This is a genomic window from Streptomyces sp. NBC_00354 (assembly GCF_036106915.1).
GTDB lineage: Bacteria > Actinomycetota > Actinomycetes > Streptomycetales > Streptomycetaceae > Streptomyces.
This window is the reverse complement of record NZ_CP107983.1, coordinates 1,389,308-1,405,671: the sequence shown is the minus strand read 5'-3', so window position 1 is coordinate 1,405,671 and position 16,364 is coordinate 1,389,308. Positions and strand designations below refer to the sequence as shown.

The following is a 16,364-nucleotide window of genomic DNA, read 5'->3' as shown; positions in this document are numbered from 1 at the left end:
GGTTCAGGTCAGTACGCGCATCGCGAGTACGGAGGCGTCCTGATGGACGGAGACCGGGCCGTCCCACTTCGAGTCCCATCCGAGCAGCGGCCATGTCCTCCGCTGGGCATGGACCTCGGTGCGGTACCGCTCCAACTGGCCGTTCTCGAGATGGCGGAAGAGGTCCTTCGCGACTCCGGAGAACGCCTCGACCCGGGTCCTGTTGAGACGGAAGACGTGATCGGTGCCGACGAAGTCGATGCCGTGGAGCTGTACGTACGCGTCTTGGACGCTGTCGGTGGCGGCATGGATCAGGCCCGTGAAGTGGCGCTGTCCTTGCCTCTTGGTCAGGTACTGCGCGGTGGCCGTGCCGTCTCCGGCGAAGGCCGTCAGGCCGGCGGCGGCGGTTCGGGCGAGGACGCGCCGAAACCACGGATAGTGCTCGGGCTGGACGTGGAACCCCGGCTCGGGCGCTGGCGGGGCGTCGCCCTCGTGGGGCCGTTGGATTCCCGGGTAGATGTTCTCGTCGTCGACGGGTTGATCGAGGTGGTTGTCGGGGGCGTTCGGTGCGCCGCTCAGCCGGCCGCCGGTTCCTCGTGCCTGCAAGGCGTGCACCGTGAGGGGGCCCTCGGTCGGAAGTTCCGTGCTGAACACCAAGGCTGGCGTCTGGTTCCATGCGCCGATGTGGACTGCCTCGACATGGGCGGAGGCGGACGCCAGCTGGGTGTGCGATGTGGCGGCGTTGCTGTGGTTGCCCTTGCAGGCGATCGGGATGGCCAACGACGGCTCGCCGGGCTTCCAGACCTCGGCGAAGAACTGTGGCCGGTAGCGGTAGCCGGATCGCGGCCCGGGGTCACGGCTGGTGAGGGCCCAGCCGGCCCGCAGGAGTCCGCGGTCTCCCGGCCCTCTGCCGAGAGCGTCATGAAGGACTCGGCGCCGCGAGCCTGGCTGTACTTCAGGCACCGCCAGTGCTCCGCGAGCCCGCGGCCGGCTCCTCGCCGAGACAGGGCGATGGCCTGGCCGAGGGTGTGCAAGACGTCCCAGGAGCTGGACGGTCCGGTCCAGCTCCTTCGTCGGTATGGGGCGCAGACCCGACTTGCGCCGGAGCTCTTCGAGCTCCTTCTCCTTGCGGGCTTTGTCGTCCTCGGCGGCGGCCTCATCGACCTTGCCGACCAGCCTGGTGCTGGAATGAGCGGAGATGTTGGAGGGCTGGACGAGCTCCTTCAGTACGTTACGGCTCGCTCGGGTGTGACAGACCAACATCGCAAGCTATGCAGCGGGGCAGGGGCGCGCACAGGGCGTACGTGGGCACGCTGCTGCTACGGGGCCCTGCTGCGGGGAGGGTGAGCCACGGCCAACAGGCGCTCTTACGCCTGCGCAGTTCCTCACCCACATTGGCGGCCGGCGACAAGGGGGAGGAGTCGGGTGGCAGCTGGAAAGCCGAAGCGCTGGTCGTCCCGGCGTAAGCGTCGGGACGACCAGCTCGCCGCGGGAGCTGTTGGCGGTATCGCCGTCCTGGGCGTGCTCACGTCGTCATGGGCCGTGATCTGGCCCTACCTCGTCGGGACTCTGGTCATCGGGGCTGTGTCCGGTGGAGGCTGGTGGTTGTGGAAGACGGACCGGCTCATCAGCAGCGGTGATCGGACGTGGCGTCACGAGGACGCGGTCAACACCGGCCACCGGACCCTCATCGAAGTCGACGCCATGGACGGCCCGGCGTTCGAGGAATTCGTGGCCGGCCTGTGTCGACGGACGGATGCACCGACGTGCGCCGGGTCGGTCGCTCGCACGACGATGGCGCGGACGTCCGCGGACGGCTGCCCGACGGGCGGACCATGGTGATCCAGTGCAAGCGCTACAACCCGAAGCGGAAGATCTCCAACAGCGAGGTCCGCAACCTCCTCGGCTCCCAAGTGCACCTCGCCGCCGACGTCGCGATCTTCGTGACCACCACCTACTTCAGCGGCCCTGCCGAGCGCTGCGCCGCGCAGAACGGCGTCATGGCCGTCCACCGAGAACACCTCGGCCTGTGGAACAACGGCGCCGCACTGCCCTCCCTCGCCTCTGTCAACGGCTCTGGCCAGGGAGACCGCCAACACCGCGCCCGCCGGAAGAAGACGTACGAGTAGGCGGAACCCCGGATTCTGTCGTTGAGGGACCCCATAGCCCGTCGGGCTGGCTCAATGGATGCATGGAGATCGGGGAGCACTGGGCCTATCGAGCAAGGCCGAAGGAACTGGGTGGTGCACCAGCCTCAATTCGACCTGGGAACGCGAGTCGTGCGTCCTCTCGAGAATGGAAGCTGGAGTCGCCCATACACGGCAGTTGTCGAGTCGGAACCGCAGGTCTTCCGGGACACGCCAGCCATCGATTACGCATATGAGTGGCTTCATCAGGACCTCGCCCACCTCCACCTCGCGCGCAGGCGCCCCGGGGATGCGGGCCTCTGACCGTGGATTTCTGCTTCGCTTCTGTCGGCGGCGCGACGTTCGGGGACCTTCGGCAGGCGGAGCGTCCCGTTGAGTCAGCTCTGACGCCCATAACCGGCCGAGTCCTACTGGGGGCCATCGTGCTCCGCCTCCCGATCGGGTGCTCCGGAGGCGGCGGCCCAGTCTTCTGGATGGGAGACCGGCAGCAGACGGAATTGCTGCTGGTGGGTGCTGTCGTAAGGAGTCACGGCATCGAACTTCATACGGCTGTGATCCTGGATGAGTAGCATCTCGATCACCTGGGCCGCAGTCTGCAGGTCGTCTGCCGTCGTCCCGGCCGGAATGGCCGTCGGAGACAGGATGGCTCCGTCGTTATCGCGGTCAACGTAGAAGCCCCGCTGCTTGGCGAGGTTGGCCTCGCGCGCCGCGGTCTCGGCTTCCGCCTGCCGCTGCTGGTGGGCCTCCTCCCACGACACGTCGGATCCCATCGCGCGCACGCGGCTGTAGTCACCCCAGAATGCCGCGAGCTCATCGCCGAAGACGACAGCCTCGAGGTACTTCTTGGTGTGGCTGCGGCCGTGCGTGGCCAGCGCATCCACCCTGCGTGGCGCCTCATCCCCCTGACTCCAGGCGCTCTGGAAGACGTCGTAGACCCAGAGCGCCTTCCCGAGCTCTTCCTGCGCCAGGACGGTGAGAGATCGTGCCCGCCCGTGTGAGCCGGCGGCCAGCAGGGTGTGGGCGTCGGCAATCAACGCGGAGGCGTTGTCCACCAACGCCTTCCAAAACTTGCGTGCCTGCCCGGGGCTCATCTCGACCATGGCGTCAGTGTGCCCTGCGGGCTCGGCTCTTGCGGTTCGAGCCCGTAGTCGCTTTTGGCGTGGGCCTGCATACCAGGCGCGTGGTCTCAGGGTGCTGTCGTCCGGTGTCCGTCGCGCCCGCGCCTGACGGGCTGCACGCAACGCTGCTCGCTGTTCTGGTTGGACGTAGCGAAGGAACGCGGCCTCCTTGATCAGAGAGGCGACGTCGGCGACTTCGGCGTAAGAGAAGCTGAGCCCTTTTTTGCAGGCTCCAGTTCCCGAGCAAGCGGGCCTCGTCCAAGTCTCGGACCACCTCAGTGGGACCCCCAGGTTCACGAGGTCCGCAATCATGGAGATCAAGTTTCTGCCTTCGGCGCCGCGGTCCGCGCAGTGAGTTGTCCTGCATCCCTGACATGCCTGATGTGTCGTCAGGAAAGTCAGCATCTGGTCAGCATCGTTCCCCGAACCTTCCGAGGTGGCTGTCCGATTCGACGCCTGTTCGGCGGCGCCACAGAAGCCGGGCTCGCACGGACGTGCAGGCAAGGAGCCTTCTCGTCAGCGGGAATCGATGTTCCTTTTAATCTTCGATCCGACGCGTGTCGGTGTAGAGTGAGACCGCCCCTGACCTGCAGAAAGCCGGCAGGGAGCCGTCTTCTAGGAGCTCAAATTGCTGCGCACCATGATCAAGTCCAAGATCCACCGGGCCACCGTCACCCAGGCCGACCTGCACTACGTCGGGTCCGTGACCGTCGACGCCGATCTGCTCGACGCGGCGGATCTGCTGCCCGGGGAGCTCGTCCACATCGTGGACATCACCAACGGGGCGCGGCTGGAGACGTACGTCATCGAGGGCGAGCGCGGTTCCGGGGTCATCGGGATCAACGGCGCCGCCGCACACCTCGTACACCCCGGGGACCTCGTCATCCTGATCAGCTACGCACAGGTCGAGGACGCCGAGGCGCGGGTGTTGAAGCCCCGCGTCGTGCACGTCGACGCGGACAATCGCATCATCGAGCTGGGCGCGGACCCGTCCGCCCCGGTGCCGGGAACGGACCAGGAGCGCAGCCCCCACGCGGTGGCTGTCTGAGGGGAGTCGGGGACCATGTCGCAGACCGGAGCCATCGAGTTCAAGGACGATCGCAAGGCCGGACGGCTGCTCGCCGTCGAGGACGGTGAGGTGGTCGGCCTCATCGCGTACTTCGTGCTCGACGCGGCGCCCCACGCCTTGGTGGCGGTGCACACCATCGTCGAGCCCGGGCACGAGGGGCGGGGGATCGCCGGGGACCTGGTGAAGGGCTTCTACGGGATCGCCGCCGCCGAGGGGGTGCCGGTGGTTCCGCTGTGCCCGTACGCGGCGAGCTGGGCCGCCCGCCACCCCGACCAGGCGCCCGAGGCGCCGGCGGCGGTCGTGGCGGCGGCGAAGGCGCAGCTCGACGCGAGCCCCGACCTGTGGTGACCGACCCGGCGAACGCGACGCACCCGACGCACCCGGCGAGCCTGACGCTGCTGCACACCTCACCGGTCCACGTGCCGGTCTTCGAAGCCCTGCGGGACCGGGACCACCCCGGCGCGGTGCTGCGCCACCTCGTGGTGCCGGAGCTGCTGGACCGGGCCCGTACGGAGGGCCCGGACTCGGTGGTTCCGGACCTGCGGGAGCTGCTGGCCGGCTCCGGCGGCCCGGTCCTCGTCACCTGCTCGAGCATCGGCGGCGTCGCGGAGTCCCTGGCCCCCGAGCTGGGGGTCCCGGTCCTCCGTGTCGACCGTCCGATGGCGGCCGAGGCGGTCCGCACCGGCCCGCGCATCGTGGTCCTGGCCACCGTGGAGTCGACGCTGGCCCCGACGGTCGCCCTGGTGGCGGAGGAGGCCGAGCGGGCCGGCCGCCCGGTGTCGGTCCGTACGCACCTGGTCGCCGGGGCCTGGGACCGCTTCGCGGTCGGGGACATCGCAGGCTCGCTCGGCCTCGTGGCCGAGGCGGCCGACGCCGTCACCGACGCGGACGTCATCGTCCTGGCCCAGGCCTCGATGGCCGACGCGGGGCCCCTGACGACGACTCCCACGCCGACCCTCTCGAGCCCGGCCCCGGGTCTCGCGGCGGCGCTCCTCGCGCAGCCCGTGTGACCTGACGGCGGCGGTCGCCGCCCGGTGGCCCCGTACGCCCGGTGAGCGAGGTCACCGGGCGTACGGGCCCGGATCCGGGGAAGGTAGGGCATATGGTGCGAAACGAAGAACAGACGCAGCCGCCCGTCCCCGGGCCGGATCCTGTGCCGCCCACGCCCGGGCCGCACCCCTTCCCGGACCCCGAGCCCATTCCGCGGCCGGTGCCGCCCGTACCCGCGCCGGTGCCCGAGCCCGACCCGGTACCGCCGCCGCCCGGGCCCGCGCCGATCCCGCAGCCCGGGCCGCTGAGCAGGGACCGCTGAGCAGGGACCGCTGAGCAGGAACTGGGCGCGGAGCCGGGCCGCCCGGAGCCGGGCCGCCCGGGGAGCTAGGCCGTACGGACCTCGGAGCGGTCGCCGCTCCAGAGGGTGTGGAACGAGCCCTCGCGATCGGTGCGCCGGTAGGTGTGCGCCCCGAAGAAGTCCCGCTGCCCCTGGGTGAGGGCCGCCGGGAGCCGCTCCGCGCGCAGCGCGTCGTAGTACGCCAGTGAGGCCGCGAACGCCGGGGCCGGGATGCCATGGCGCACCGCCGCCACCAGGACCTCCCGCCAGTCGTCCTGCGCCTCGCCGATCTCCTGCGCGAAGCCCGCGTCCGCCAGCAGGCTCGGCAGATCCGGCTGTGCGTCGTACGCCGTGCGGATCCGGTCGAGGAACGCCGCCCGGATGATGCAGCCGCCCCGCCACAGCGAGGCCACCGCGCCCGGGTCCACGCCCCAGCCGTACTCCTCGCTGCCCGCCAGGATCTGGTGGAAGCCCTGGGTGTACGAGACGATCTTCGAGGCGTACAGAGCCTGCTCCACCTTGGCGGCGAAGGCGTCCGCCGCCTCCGCCGACAGCGGCGCGGCCGCCGGGCCCGCGAGCCCCCGGGATGCAGTACGCAGCTCCGCGTGGCCCGACACCGAACGGGCGAAGACCGCCTCCGCGATCCCCGACACCGGCACGCCCAGGTCCAGCGCGATCTGCACGGTCCAGCGGCCGGTGCCCTTCTGCTCGGCCGCATCGGCCACGATGTCGACGAACGGGCGCCCGGTCTCGGCGTCGGTGTGGGCGAGCACCTCCGCCGTGATCTCGATCAGGTACGAGTCCAGCCGGCCCCGGTTCCACGCCCGGAAGGTCTCCGCGATCTTCGCGGGGGAGTAGCCCGCGACCTCGCGCAGCAGGTGGTAGGCCTCGGCGATGAGCTGCATGTCGGCGTACTCGATGCCGTTGTGCACCATCTTGACGAAGTGTCCGGCGCCGTCGGGGCCGACGTGCGAGACGCACGGCGTGCCGTCGGAGGCCTTCGCCGCGATCTTCTCCAGCATCGGACCGAGGGAGGCGTACGACTCGGCGGAGCCGCCCGGCATGATGCTCGGGCCGAGCAGCGCACCCTCCTCGCCGCCCGAGATGCCCGCACCCACGAAGTGGATGCCCTGCTCGCGCAGCTCCTTCTCGCGCCGCCGGGTGTCCTCGAAGTGCGCGTTGCCGCCGTCGATGACGACGTCGCCCGGCTCCAGCAGCGGGGCGAACTCGCGGATCACCGCATCGGTCGGCTCCCCGGCCTTCACCATGATGATCAGACGGCGCGGCCGCTCCAGCGCGTCCACGAACTCCTTGGCGGACTCGGCGGCGACGAAGCTCCCTTCGTGCCCGAACTCCTCCACCAGGGCCGTGGTCTTGGCGACCGTGCGGTTGTGGACGGCGACGGTGTAGCCGTTGCGGGCGAAGTTCCGGGCGAGGTTGCTTCCCATCACCGCGAGCCCGGTGACACCGATCTGGGCCGTGCTGCTCATGCATGCGCTCCTGAGTGCTTCGATGTGCGGGTGAAAGCGACGCTACACGGGCAGATATACCTGCACATCCCACGCCATGCGAAAGCTTGTCAACTTCCGCGAACATGCGCCCTGTTGCGCCCCTTGTCATGCTCTGATCGCGCCGTTAGGTTTTGCGGTTCCTGATGTCTTCAATGGGGGCTCCCATGGGTGTACGGGGTCGGCACCGCCGGTACCAGCCGAGCAGCATCAACCGCGCCTCGCTCGCCGTCACCGCCGGTGGCGCCGGGCTCGCACTCCCTCTGATCGGTGCCGGAACCGCCCACGCCGCCTCGGTGGACGCCTGGAACAAGGTCGCCGACTGCGAGTCCACCAACAACTGGCACATCAACACCGGCAACGGCTACTACGGCGGACTCCAGTTCAGCCAGAGCACGTGGCGCGCCTTCGGCGGCACCGCGTACGCCGCCCGCGCCGACCAGGCCACCAAGGACCAGCAGATCGCGGTCGCCGAGAAGGTCCTCAAGGGGCAGGGCCCGCAGGCCTGGCCGGTCTGCGGGAAGCAGGCCGGGCTCTCGCGCAGCGGCCCGGCACCCGCCGTCTCCCCGCAGGGCCAAGGCCAGGGCCAGGGCGTGAAGGTCCAGGTCCAGGAGGCGAAGCCCGCCGCCCCGCAGACCACCACGCCCCGCCCGACCAGGACTTCTGTCCTGCCGAACCCGTACGTCGTCGCGCCCGGCGACTCCCTCTCGGCGATCGCCACGAGCCAGCACGTCGAGGGCGGCTGGCAGGCGCTGTACGAGACCAACCGGGCCACCGTGGGCGGCAACCCGAACCTGATCTTCCCCGGCCAGCGGCTCACCCTGCGCATCACCGCCGCACCGGCCCCGCCGACGGCGCCGCCCGCGCAGAACCCCGAGAAGCCGCCGCGGACGGCCGAGCCGGTCAAGCCCGTGGAGCCGAACGCGCAGAAGCCGGCGGAGAAGCCTGCCGAAAAACCGGCGGAGAAGCCGGCCGCCAAGCCCGCCGAGAAGCCCGCCCCCGCACCCGCCTCAGTGCAGCAGAAGCCCGCCTCGGGCGGCTTCGTCGCCCCCGTGGACGCCGCGATCGGCACCTCGTACCACGTCGCGGGTTCCTCCTGGTCCAGCGGCTACCACACGGGCGTCGACTTCCCGGTGGCCACCGGGACCTCCGTCAAGGCCGTCGGCCCCGGCGAGGTCGTCTCCGCCGGCTGGGCCGGTGCGTACGGCTACCAGGTCGTCATCCGGCACGCCGACGGCCGGTACTCCCAGTACGCGCACCTGTCGGCGCTCGGGATCAAGGCCGGGCAGCAGGTCTCGGGCGGCCAGCGGATCGGCCGCTCCGGCTCCACCGGCAACACCAGCGGACCGCACCTCCACTTCGAGATGCGCACGTCCCCCGGCTACGGCTCCGACATCGACCCGCTGAAGTACCTCCGCGGCCGCGGCGTCAGCATCTGACCCCCGTACGTGCGGCGGCACGACCGTGAGCAGGATCAGGCCGGCCGCCGCCACCACGGCGCTCGCCAGTGCCGCCGCCGTGCCCGCCGCCCCGTACCGGAAGCCCTCGTCGAACACGGAGATGCCGACCGCCGCCGCGACCACCGGGTTCACCACGGTCACCGTGGCCAGCGGCGCGGTCAGCCCCGCGCCCCGGTAGGCCGCCTGGGAGAGGAACAGCCCGCCGGAGGCCAGGACGGTGATCGCCGCCAGATCGGGCCAGAGGGAGCCGAGCGTGCCCGGGGTGAAGTCCTCGGCCACCGACTTGGTGAACACGGAGGCCATGCCGAAGGCCGTACCCGCAGCGGCGGCCAGCAGCACGCTGCGCAGCACCGGCCGGTGCATCCGGTGTGCCGCCATGAAGAGCCCGGCCACCCCGGCCCCGGTGACGATCAGCAGCAGGCTCCGCTCCCCGCCCGCCAGCGGCTGGTCCGTATCGCCGTCCCCGCCCGTCAGTGCCAGCAGCCCGGCCAGCCCCACCGTGGCCAGCAGCGCGCCGCGCCAAGCCGCCGCGCCCGCCCGGCGGTGTACGAGGACCGCCGCCATCGGCAGCGCGAAGACGATGGTCAGCGCGCCGAGCGGCTGCACCAGGCTCAGCGGCCCGTACGCGAGGGCCACCACGTGCAGCAGGGCGCCCAGGCAGTTCAGCCCGACTGCGAACCACCAGCCGGCCCGGCGCAGCAGTGCGTACGGGCGGTCGGAGGCGCTCGCCGCGACCTGTTCCTGGACGATCGCGCCGCCCGCGTACGCGACGGCGGACACCAGGCAGAGCAGGACCGACAGCGCTAGGGCACTCATGAATTCCACAATGCCCGACCTGAGCTGCCTATTCCTCCCCCTACAGGTGGTCACCAGTCATACCTCGGGCATACACCGAAAGGAGTACAGGCCCGCCGGCCCCTGCCCAAGGTAACGGCCCTGTCGCGGTGCGTGAGACGGGGGAGAACGGGTTTGGTTCCGGGCGCGTCGGATCCGTACAGTGGCGGTTTTGGGGACTTCCGCAGCAGACGTCTGCGGACGAGTGATCAAGGAACGGCAGCGGCCATGACGGTGACCGAAGACAACCACGTGACCGGGGACGACCACGGCTACGGGCCGGGCATCGACCCCGACCGGCTGGCCCTCTGCCTCAGCGTGCTCGACGAGCTGGACAAGCTCGACGTCGACCACCCCGACGCCATCACCGTACGCCGCGCCACCGCGGGTCTCTACCGCACGGTCAAGCAGCGCCGCCGCCAGGAGCGCCGCGCCGCCAAGACCGCCAACGACAAGGCCGTCACCGAGGCGACCGCGACCGGCTCCGCCGAGCGCATCGACGACGAGACCGAGGGCATCCTGCCGTCCTCGGTCACGGAGGCCGGCCGGATCGCCGGGATACTCCAGCGCCCGCGCTCCTGCTACATCTGCAAGACGCGGTACGTCGAGGTCGACTACTTCTACCACCAGCTCTGCCAGCCGTGCGCCGGCCAGAACCGTGCCAAGCGCGAGGTCCGCGCCGACCTCGCCGGCAAGCGCGCGCTGCTCACCGGCGGCCGGGCCAAGATCGGCATGTACATCGCGCTGCGGCTGCTGCGCGACGGAGCCCACACGACGATCACCACCCGCTTCCCCAAGGACGCCATCCGCCGCTTCAAGGCGATGGACGACTCGGCGGACTGGATGCACCGCCTGGAGGTCGTCGGACTCGACCTGCGCGACCCGGGCCAGGCCGTGGCGCTCGCCGACCAGATCGCCGAGGCCGGTCCGCTCGACATCCTGATCAACAACGCGACGCAGACCGTGCGCCGCCTGCCCAGCGCGTACGCCGCGCTGGTCGAGGGGGAGAGCGCCCCGCTGCCGGCCGGCGAGCTCCCCGCCCACCACGTCATCGGCGCGTTCAACTCCGGTGCGGTCGACGGCCTGGCGGCGCTGCCCGTCGGCGTCAGCGGGCTCGATGCGCAGAAGGTCGCCGACCTCGCACTGGTCGCGGGCAACGCCAGCATCGAACGGCACCTCGACGGCACCGCCATCGACGCGGGCGGCCTGCTGCCCGACGTCGTCGACACCAACACCTGGGTGCAGACCATCGACCAGATCTCCCCGGTGGAGCTGCTCGAGACCCAGCTGTGCAACTACACGTCGCCGTTCATCCTGATCAGCGCGCTCCGGCCGGCGATGGCCGAGGCCGCCCGCCGGGCGTCCAGCGGTCGTGCGTACGTGGTCAACGTCTCCGCGATGGAGGGCGTGTTCAGCCGCGGCTACAAGGGCGCCGGGCACCCGAACACCAATGCCGCCAAGGCCGCGATGAACATGGTCACGCGGACCAGCGGCCAGGAGATGTTCGAGAGCGACCGCATCCTCATGACCTCGGTCGACACCGGCTGGATCACCGACGAGCGCCCGCACTTCGACAAGCTCCGCCTGGCCGAGGAGGGCTTCCACGCCCCCCTCGACCTGGTCGACGGTGCGGCCCGGGTCTACGACCCCGTCGTCCGCGGCGAGGCCGGCGAGGACCTGTACGGCGTCTTCCTCAAGGACTACGCGCCGGCCAACTGGTAGCCGGCCCGGGCGGCCTCGCGCCGCCCCCGGGGCCCGCCGCCCCGCGCCACCGCCTGCCGTACGACCGTGCCCCGGCCCCTCCCGAGGGGGCCGGGGCACGGCCGTTTCACGGCGTGCGCTCGTACGCCCCCGCCGCGACCAGCTCCAGGACCGGACGCCAGTCCTCCATCACGCCCGCGTCGAGCCCGACGACCTTGCCCGCGTCATCCGCTTGGCGCAACGTCACGGCCGCCTCTGCATCCGGGTCCGCAGCGAAGGCGCGGACCTCCGCCTCGTCCATCAGGCCGCCCTGCGCGCGCAGCGTCAGCGCGCTCTGCGGGGACAGCGCCCGACCGGGCTCCACGGCCGCCAGATAGCGCTTGGCCGGCACGTGCAGCCGTACCAGCCGGGCCACCCGTTCCCCGAGCAGCGGACGGATCGCCTCCGCCGCATGGTCGGCGTGGCCCGCGTCGTCCCCGGGGAAGAGCAGATGACCCAGGTCGTGGACGAGGCCGGCGACCTGGAGCTCCTTGTCGAACGGATGCGAGCGGCGCAGCAGTGCAGCAGTCTGGAGCCCATGATCGTGCAGATCGACCGGGTCTCCGCTGCGGTCGGGCGTGTCCCACGCCCCGCGGCACGCGAGCAGCAGCTCCATCAGCTCCTCGATGCTGTCGACCCTCGGCACCCCCGGCACTCCGGACCTCGCCACCGCCGCCCCTTCCGCCGCCCGTACTCCAGTCGTGCTGCTCCGGTCGAGCAGACCACCCGTCACGGGCACACCGGCGTACGACTTCCTGAACTCGCGGAGAAATCAAGCTGTCGAGTGGATTTTGCCAGTCTATTGAGCAGGGACGCGCTCATATGTGTAATCTGAGTGGCACAAGACGGCCGCATCCAGGCCACGCTCCACCAAGGCGCCACCGCGTCCGGAAACCCTTTATCCCTTGTGCCCGGCGCGCGGCTCGCCCTCCGGGTTACGCGACACAAAGGAGTGCGCGGTGACAGACACGACGACGAAGTCCGACGAAACGCTGGGAGAGCGCCCGGCAGGGCGGGTCCGCCCCCACACGGACGAACTCGGCAGCCTCGAAGTCTGGGCCCGGTCCGCCCCCATCCGGCTCGCGGGCTACGAGGACGACCTGGCGGAGTCCCACATCCTGCCCGGCATCGACTGACCCCACGACGTCACGCAGCGCCCCCGAGCCGACCGGCGACGGGGGCGCGGTGCTGAGCCCGCGGCCCACCGCCCCGACCGTGCGGGACGCTTGGGTGGTTCCCGTTCCCCGTACGCCATGAGCGTCATCGCTGTGGGCGATCAAGACTTCCGGCCGCCCTCCGCTCCCGGCACGCTGGCCTGCATGAAGCTACTGATGCTGGGCGGTACCGAATTCGTCGGACGCGCGATCACCGAGGACGCCCTGGCCCGGGGCTGGGACGTCACCGTCTTCCACCGAGGGCACCACGCGCCCCCGCCCGGCACCTCCGCCCTGCACGGCGACCGCACCGCGCCCGGCGGGCTGGACGCCCTGGCCGCGGGCGAGTGGGACCTCGTCGTCGACACCTGGGGCGGCGCCCCGACCGCCGTGCGCGACAGCGCACGGCTGCTGAGCGGCCGGGCCGCGGGGTACGCGTACATCTCCAGCCGCTCGGTGTACAAGTACCCGGCCCCGGCGGGCCTGTCGGAGGACGGCCCGCTGGTCGACGGCTCGGCCGACGCCGACAGCACCGCCTACGCCGAGGACAAGCGGGGCGGTGAGATCGCCGCCGTCGACGCCTTCGGGGACCGGGCCCTGCTGGTGCGCGCCGGCCTGATCATCGGCCCGTACGAGAACGTCGGACGGCTGCCCTGGTGGTTGAACCGGACCGCCCGCGGCGGCCCCACCCTGGCCCCCGGCCGGGCGGAACTCCCGCTCCAGTACATCGACGTACGCGACCTCGCCGCCTGGACGCTGGACGGCGCCGAGGCCGGGCTCGGCGGCCCGTACAACGCGGTCTCCCCGCCGGGGCACGCCACCATGGGCAGCCTCCTCGAAGCCTGCGCGGCCGTGACCGGCGGCGGCGCCGAGCTCCGCTGGACCGACCAGGCCCGGATCGAGGAGGCCGGCGTACAGCCCTGGACCGAACTGCCGATCTGGCTCCCCGAGGGCGAGATGCACGACTGCATGTTCGGCGGCGACGCCGGCAAGGCGCAGGCGGCGGGCCTGAAGTGCCGCCCGGTCGAGGAGACCGTGGCCGACACCTGGGCCTGGCTCCGCCTCCTCGGCGGCGCCGCACCGCAACGCTCCGACCGCCCGGCCCCCGGCATCGACCCCGAACGCGAGGCGGCGCTACTCGGGCTCTGACCAGGACGCTTCGGCGAGGCGGGTCGGCGGGAGGTACTCACGGAGCAGCCTGCGGTGCCACCAGGTGCCCGTCTCGCGCAGCTCCCGCCAGGTGGTGAACCGGTAGCGGTACAGCCTGGCCCGCACGTACACCGGCGGGGCGTCCGGGAAGGGGTTGTGGCGGATCAGCCGCAGCGTGTCCCGGTCGCCGGCCAGCAGCCGCTCCACGAACGGCCCGAACCAGTCCCGCGCATAGCCGGGGGACAGTGCCGCGAACCACATCAGCCAGTCCAGCCGCAGATGGTACGGGGCGAACTGGCGCGGCATCCGGCGCAGATCACCCGGTTTGCCCTTGAACCCGTACTCCCGCCACGCGCCGTCCTCCCGCGGCACCCGGTCCGCGGTGCCCTCGACCACCACCTCGTCCCGGATCCGGCCCACCGTGCCGAAGGCCCCGTACGTGTTGACCAGGTGGAGGGGGTCGAAGGAGCGGTTCATCACCTGGCGCCGGGAGATCATGTTCAGTACCGGATGCCGGCTCAGCACCAGCACCAGCACGGTCACCGCGCACACCAGGACCGCGAACCAGACCGGCGCCGGGCGCGAAGCGGCGGCGGGCGGCGGCCCGGCGAGCCCCGTGAAGTCGACCGCCGGCAGGGCCGCCGTGATGGTGATCCAGTTCAGCCAGGCGAAGTTGCCCGACAGCACCAGCCACAGCTGCGTCGCCACGATGATCCCGGCCGCGTACGAGGCCACCGGCTGCGGAGTGAACAGCAGCACCGGGACCACCAGTTGCGTCACGTGGTTGGCCGCGCACTCCACCCGGTGCAGCGGCTTCGGCAGATGGTGGAAGAACCAGCTCAGCGGCCCCGGCATCGGCTGCGTCTCGTGGTGGTGGTAGAGGCAGGTCAGCTTGCGCCAGCACGAGTCCCCGCGCATCTTGATCAGCCCCGCGCCGAATTCCACCCGGAAGACCACCCAGCGCAGCAGCCACAGCACCAGCACCGGCGGGCCGGCCCGCGCATTGCCGAGGAAGACCGCGAGGAAGCCGACCTCCAGCAGCAGCGACTCCCAGCCGAAGGCGTACCAGGTCTGCCCCACGTTCACGATCGACAGGTACAGCAGCCACAGGAGCGCCCACATCCCCATGGCCGCGCCCAGCGGAACGAGGTCCCCCACCCCCACGGCCAGGGCCGCGGCCACCGTGGCCCCCACCCAGGCGCAGCAGGCGAAGAGCCGGTCCGAGTAGCGCAGTTGGAACAGGCTCGGGGCGCGTTTGAACGGCACGTACCGCACATAGCGCGGTACGGGCAGCATGCCGTGCGCCCCGATCAGTGCCCGGAACTGCAGGGCGGCCGCGACGAAGGCGAAGAGGTAGACGCCGGCGAGGGCCCGCTGGAAGATCAGCCGGCCCAGCCAGTAACCGGGCGCCGTGAACCAGTCCATCCCCTCCAGTATCGGGCGGATCAGGCCGCGGCGGCCAGCTTGCGCACGGTACGGCCGAGCCGGCGGGCGTAACGGAGCTGGAGGAAGGGGATCACCGGGCCGGCGAGCCGGGTGTACCAGGTGCCCGGGCGGCTGAAGGCGGTCACCTCGAACCACACCGTGCCGTCCGGGTCCCGGAGCACCATGAAGGACTCCTCCCCGCACTCCGGGTGGCCGGCGAGCGTCCCGTACGCGAAACCGACCCGGTGGGGTTCGTAGGCGGTCCAGATCACCTCGCACGGGGCGTCGATCCGCAGCGGCCCGAAGCCGATCCCGACCACCACCCGGCTCCCCGGGCGGACGGCGCCGTGGCCGGCCCGGACCAGCATGCCCGAGGCCCGGTGGGCGCCGAAGGTGGTGACGGCGGTCCCGGCGGTCTCGAAGACGGCCTGCCCGTGGCCGATCCGGGTGCGATGGTGCAGGTGGTGGTATCCGGCGGGCAGCGGCCGCCGCCGCGTCGCACCCCGGTCGGGGTAGTTGACGGTGTCACGGCCGGCGCTGATGAGGCGGGTCATGGCGTGATCTCCATTCGGTCGACGGTCAGCCGGCGCCAGGCCAGTACCGAGCACAGGGCGAAACCGAGTGCGTTGCCGAGGCCGTGGGTGGCGGCCATCCAGGTCAGGGTGGGGTGCGTGATCCCGGTCGCCTCGCCGGCCGCCCACCACAGGGCGAGCAGCATCGTGGCCACCAGGACCGCGGCCGAGGTCGCGAGCAGCGCCCCGGTGGTGCGGTCCCCGGCGGCGGGCCGGATCTCCCGCCAGGTCAGCAGTGCCACCGCCCACATCCCGCCGGTCAGCACCACCGCGCCCACCAGCTCCGCCCAGTCGTCCACGAAGTAGCCGAGGAGGACCAGCAGGGTCCCGGCAGGGACGCTGTACGCCGCCCAGCGCGACAGCGCCGTGCCGTGCGCAGGCGTGGCCGCCCGGCACACCAGCCCGGCGACCAGAGCGGCCGTGAACCCGGCGAAGTGGAAGTGCGGCACGGTCAGCGCCAGGATGTCCAGATCGAAGCCGAACAGCCGGTACCCGGCGCGTTCGGCGACGAGGGCGGTCCCGGCGACCGAGGGCGAGACCAGCGCGGTGAACACGGCGATCTCGGCCGGCTCGGGCGTCCGCGTTCCGGCGGCCGGCATCCGCAGAGCCCGCAGCAGCCGGGCGGGGGCCCGGGCGGCGAGCGCCAGGGTGGCCGCTGCGTACAGTGCGGCCAGCGCCGTTGCGGCGCCGCCGCGCGGCAGCCAGAGGCACAGGGCCCCGGGGGCGGCGAGCAGGGGCCAGATCCGGGCGATCCCGCGCAGCCGGGCCGGGTCGATCAGGCGGAGGCCCGCGGGGACGACGTAGAGCATGCCCAGGGTGACGATCAGATGCACCAGTACCGTCACCGTGGACTCCCCTCCGGACGCGGCCGAACGCTTT

Annotated in this window: 17 protein-coding genes and 1 pseudogene; 10 read left to right on the top strand and 8 right to left on the bottom strand. The window is 71.5% G+C overall.

Annotation, left to right across the window (positions count from 1 at the left end):
* Positions 1 to 3 precede the first annotated feature (3 nt).
* Positions 4 to 585, bottom strand: coding sequence for a hypothetical protein (locus OHT74_RS06615; protein WP_328619676.1), 582 nt, complete (start codon positions 583 to 585; stop codon positions 4 to 6).
* A gap of 37 nt (positions 586 to 622) precedes the next feature.
* Here OHT74_RS06615 and OHT74_RS06610 point away from each other — a divergent pair, with 37 nt between their 5' ends.
* The 3 genes from OHT74_RS06610 to OHT74_RS06600 all read left to right on the top strand — a co-directional run bounded on the left by OHT74_RS06610 (position 623) and on the right by OHT74_RS06600 (position 2,108).
* On the top strand, positions 623 to 808 hold the full coding sequence (locus OHT74_RS06610) for a hypothetical protein (RefSeq protein WP_328619675.1): 186 nt from the start codon (positions 623 to 625) through the stop codon (positions 806 to 808).
* A 596-nt stretch (positions 809 to 1,404) separates the two neighbouring features.
* Positions 1,405 to 1,821, top strand: coding sequence for a hypothetical protein (locus tag OHT74_RS06605; RefSeq protein ID WP_328623501.1), 417 nt, complete (start codon positions 1,405 to 1,407; stop codon positions 1,819 to 1,821).
* A complete protein-coding gene (locus OHT74_RS06600) occupies positions 1,722 to 2,108 on the top strand; it encodes a restriction endonuclease (protein ID WP_443047295.1) in 387 nt (128 codons plus the stop codon). The genes OHT74_RS06605 and OHT74_RS06600 overlap by 100 nt, the downstream gene beginning before the upstream one ends.
* 425 nt (positions 2,109 to 2,533) lie before the next feature.
* On the opposite strand, the gene OHT74_RS06595 is transcribed toward OHT74_RS06600, so the two are convergent.
* Positions 2,534 to 3,226 (bottom strand): AbiV family abortive infection protein, encoded by a 693-nt coding sequence (locus OHT74_RS06595; protein WP_328619673.1) that lies wholly within the window; start codon positions 3,224 to 3,226, stop codon positions 2,534 to 2,536.
* A gap of 646 nt (positions 3,227 to 3,872) precedes the next feature.
* On the opposite strand from OHT74_RS06595, the gene panD reads away from it, so the two are divergent.
* Genes panD through OHT74_RS06580 form a run of 3 tightly spaced genes read left to right on the top strand, consistent with a single transcriptional unit; the run spans position 3,873 to position 5,323 of the window.
* Complete coding sequence (panD, locus tag OHT74_RS06590; RefSeq protein ID WP_328619672.1) at positions 3,873 to 4,292, top strand: aspartate 1-decarboxylase; 420 nt, start codon at positions 3,873 to 3,875, stop codon at positions 4,290 to 4,292.
* A gap of 15 nt (positions 4,293 to 4,307) precedes the next feature.
* Positions 4,308 to 4,661 (top strand): GNAT family N-acetyltransferase, encoded by a 354-nt coding sequence (locus OHT74_RS06585; protein ID WP_328619671.1) that lies wholly within the window; start codon positions 4,308 to 4,310, stop codon positions 4,659 to 4,661.
* Positions 4,655 to 5,323: an arylsulfatase gene (locus tag OHT74_RS06580; RefSeq protein ID WP_328619670.1), complete on the top strand. Its 669-nt coding sequence runs from the start codon at positions 4,655 to 4,657 to the stop codon at positions 5,321 to 5,323. The genes OHT74_RS06585 and OHT74_RS06580 overlap by 7 nt, the downstream gene beginning before the upstream one ends.
* Positions 5,324 to 5,690: 367 nt before the next feature.
* Here the strand turns inward: OHT74_RS06580 and gndA are convergent, their stop codons facing one another.
* Entirely contained in the window at positions 5,691 to 7,133 is a 1,443-nt protein-coding gene (gndA, locus tag OHT74_RS06575) for an NADP-dependent phosphogluconate dehydrogenase (RefSeq protein WP_328619669.1), read from the bottom strand.
* Between the two features lie 185 nt (positions 7,134 to 7,318).
* Here gndA and OHT74_RS06570 point away from each other — a divergent pair, with 185 nt between their 5' ends.
* Positions 7,319 to 8,590, top strand: a complete 1,272-nt coding sequence (locus tag OHT74_RS06570) for a transglycosylase family protein (protein WP_328619668.1) — start codon at positions 7,319 to 7,321, stop codon at positions 8,588 to 8,590.
* Between the two features lie 102 nt (positions 8,591 to 8,692).
* On the opposite strand, the pseudogene OHT74_RS06565 reads toward OHT74_RS06570, so the two are convergent.
* Positions 8,693 to 9,427: pseudogene (locus OHT74_RS06565) on the bottom strand (DMT family transporter); the annotation flags it as partial.
* 246 nt (positions 9,428 to 9,673) lie between these two features.
* Here OHT74_RS06565 and OHT74_RS06560 point away from each other — a divergent pair.
* Positions 9,674 to 11,167: an SDR family NAD(P)-dependent oxidoreductase gene (locus OHT74_RS06560; protein ID WP_266661557.1), complete on the top strand. Its 1,494-nt coding sequence runs from the start codon at positions 9,674 to 9,676 to the stop codon at positions 11,165 to 11,167.
* Positions 11,168 to 11,273: 106 nt separating this feature from the next.
* Here the strand turns inward: OHT74_RS06560 and OHT74_RS06555 are convergent, their stop codons facing one another.
* Positions 11,274 to 11,801, bottom strand: coding sequence for an HD domain-containing protein (locus OHT74_RS06555; protein ID WP_136225188.1), 528 nt, complete (start codon positions 11,799 to 11,801; stop codon positions 11,274 to 11,276).
* Between the two features lie 343 nt (positions 11,802 to 12,144).
* Between OHT74_RS06555 and OHT74_RS06550 the strand changes: the two genes are divergently transcribed.
* Positions 12,145 to 12,321 carry a hypothetical protein gene (locus tag OHT74_RS06550; protein ID WP_266673436.1) on the top strand — a complete coding sequence of 59 codons (177 nt, stop codon included), beginning with the start codon at positions 12,145 to 12,147 and terminating at the stop codon, positions 12,319 to 12,321.
* A gap of 183 nt (positions 12,322 to 12,504) precedes the next feature.
* On the top strand, positions 12,505 to 13,488 hold the full coding sequence (locus OHT74_RS06545) for an NAD-dependent epimerase/dehydratase family protein (protein WP_328619667.1): 984 nt from the start codon (positions 12,505 to 12,507) through the stop codon (positions 13,486 to 13,488).
* On the opposite strand, the gene OHT74_RS06540 is transcribed toward OHT74_RS06545, so the two are convergent.
* From OHT74_RS06540 to OHT74_RS06530, 3 genes are read right to left on the bottom strand one after another with little or no spacing between them, the layout of a single operon-like run.
* Complete coding sequence (locus OHT74_RS06540; protein WP_328619666.1) at positions 13,474 to 14,913, bottom strand: lipase maturation factor family protein; 1,440 nt, start codon at positions 14,911 to 14,913, stop codon at positions 13,474 to 13,476. The genes OHT74_RS06545 and OHT74_RS06540 overlap by 15 nt on opposite strands.
* Before the next feature lie 20 nt (positions 14,914 to 14,933).
* Positions 14,934 to 15,467, bottom strand: a complete 534-nt coding sequence (locus OHT74_RS06535) for a DUF1990 family protein (protein WP_266661550.1) — start codon at positions 15,465 to 15,467, stop codon at positions 14,934 to 14,936.
* Entirely contained in the window at positions 15,464 to 16,330 is an 867-nt protein-coding gene (locus OHT74_RS06530; protein ID WP_328619665.1) for a YndJ family protein, read from the bottom strand. Before OHT74_RS06530 ends, OHT74_RS06535 begins: the two co-directional genes overlap by 4 nt.
* Positions 16,331 to 16,364 lie beyond the last annotated feature (34 nt).

Excerpts from the sequence above, each read along its gene's own strand:
- OHT74_RS06595 (WP_328619673.1), bottom strand. The coding sequence starts at position 3,226 with ATGGTCGAGATGAGCCCCGGGCAGGCACGCAAGTTTTGGAAGGCGTTG.
- OHT74_RS06585 (WP_328619671.1), top strand. The coding sequence starts at position 4,308 with ATGTCGCAGACCGGAGCCATCGAGTTCAAGGACGATCGCAAGGCCGGA.
- gndA (WP_328619669.1), bottom strand. The coding sequence starts at position 7,133 with ATGAGCAGCACGGCCCAGATCGGTGTCACCGGGCTCGCGGTGATGGGA.
- OHT74_RS06570 (WP_328619668.1), top strand. The coding sequence starts at position 7,319 with ATGGGTGTACGGGGTCGGCACCGCCGGTACCAGCCGAGCAGCATCAAC.
- OHT74_RS06560 (WP_266661557.1), top strand. The coding sequence starts at position 9,674 with ATGACGGTGACCGAAGACAACCACGTGACCGGGGACGACCACGGCTAC.
- OHT74_RS06555 (WP_136225188.1), bottom strand. The coding sequence starts at position 11,801 with ATGGAGCTGCTGCTCGCGTGCCGCGGGGCGTGGGACACGCCCGACCGC.
- OHT74_RS06545 (WP_328619667.1), top strand. The coding sequence starts at position 12,505 with ATGAAGCTACTGATGCTGGGCGGTACCGAATTCGTCGGACGCGCGATC.
- OHT74_RS06540 (WP_328619666.1), bottom strand. The coding sequence starts at position 14,913 with ATGGACTGGTTCACGGCGCCCGGTTACTGGCTGGGCCGGCTGATCTTC.
- OHT74_RS06535 (WP_266661550.1), bottom strand. The coding sequence starts at position 15,467 with ATGACCCGCCTCATCAGCGCCGGCCGTGACACCGTCAACTACCCCGAC.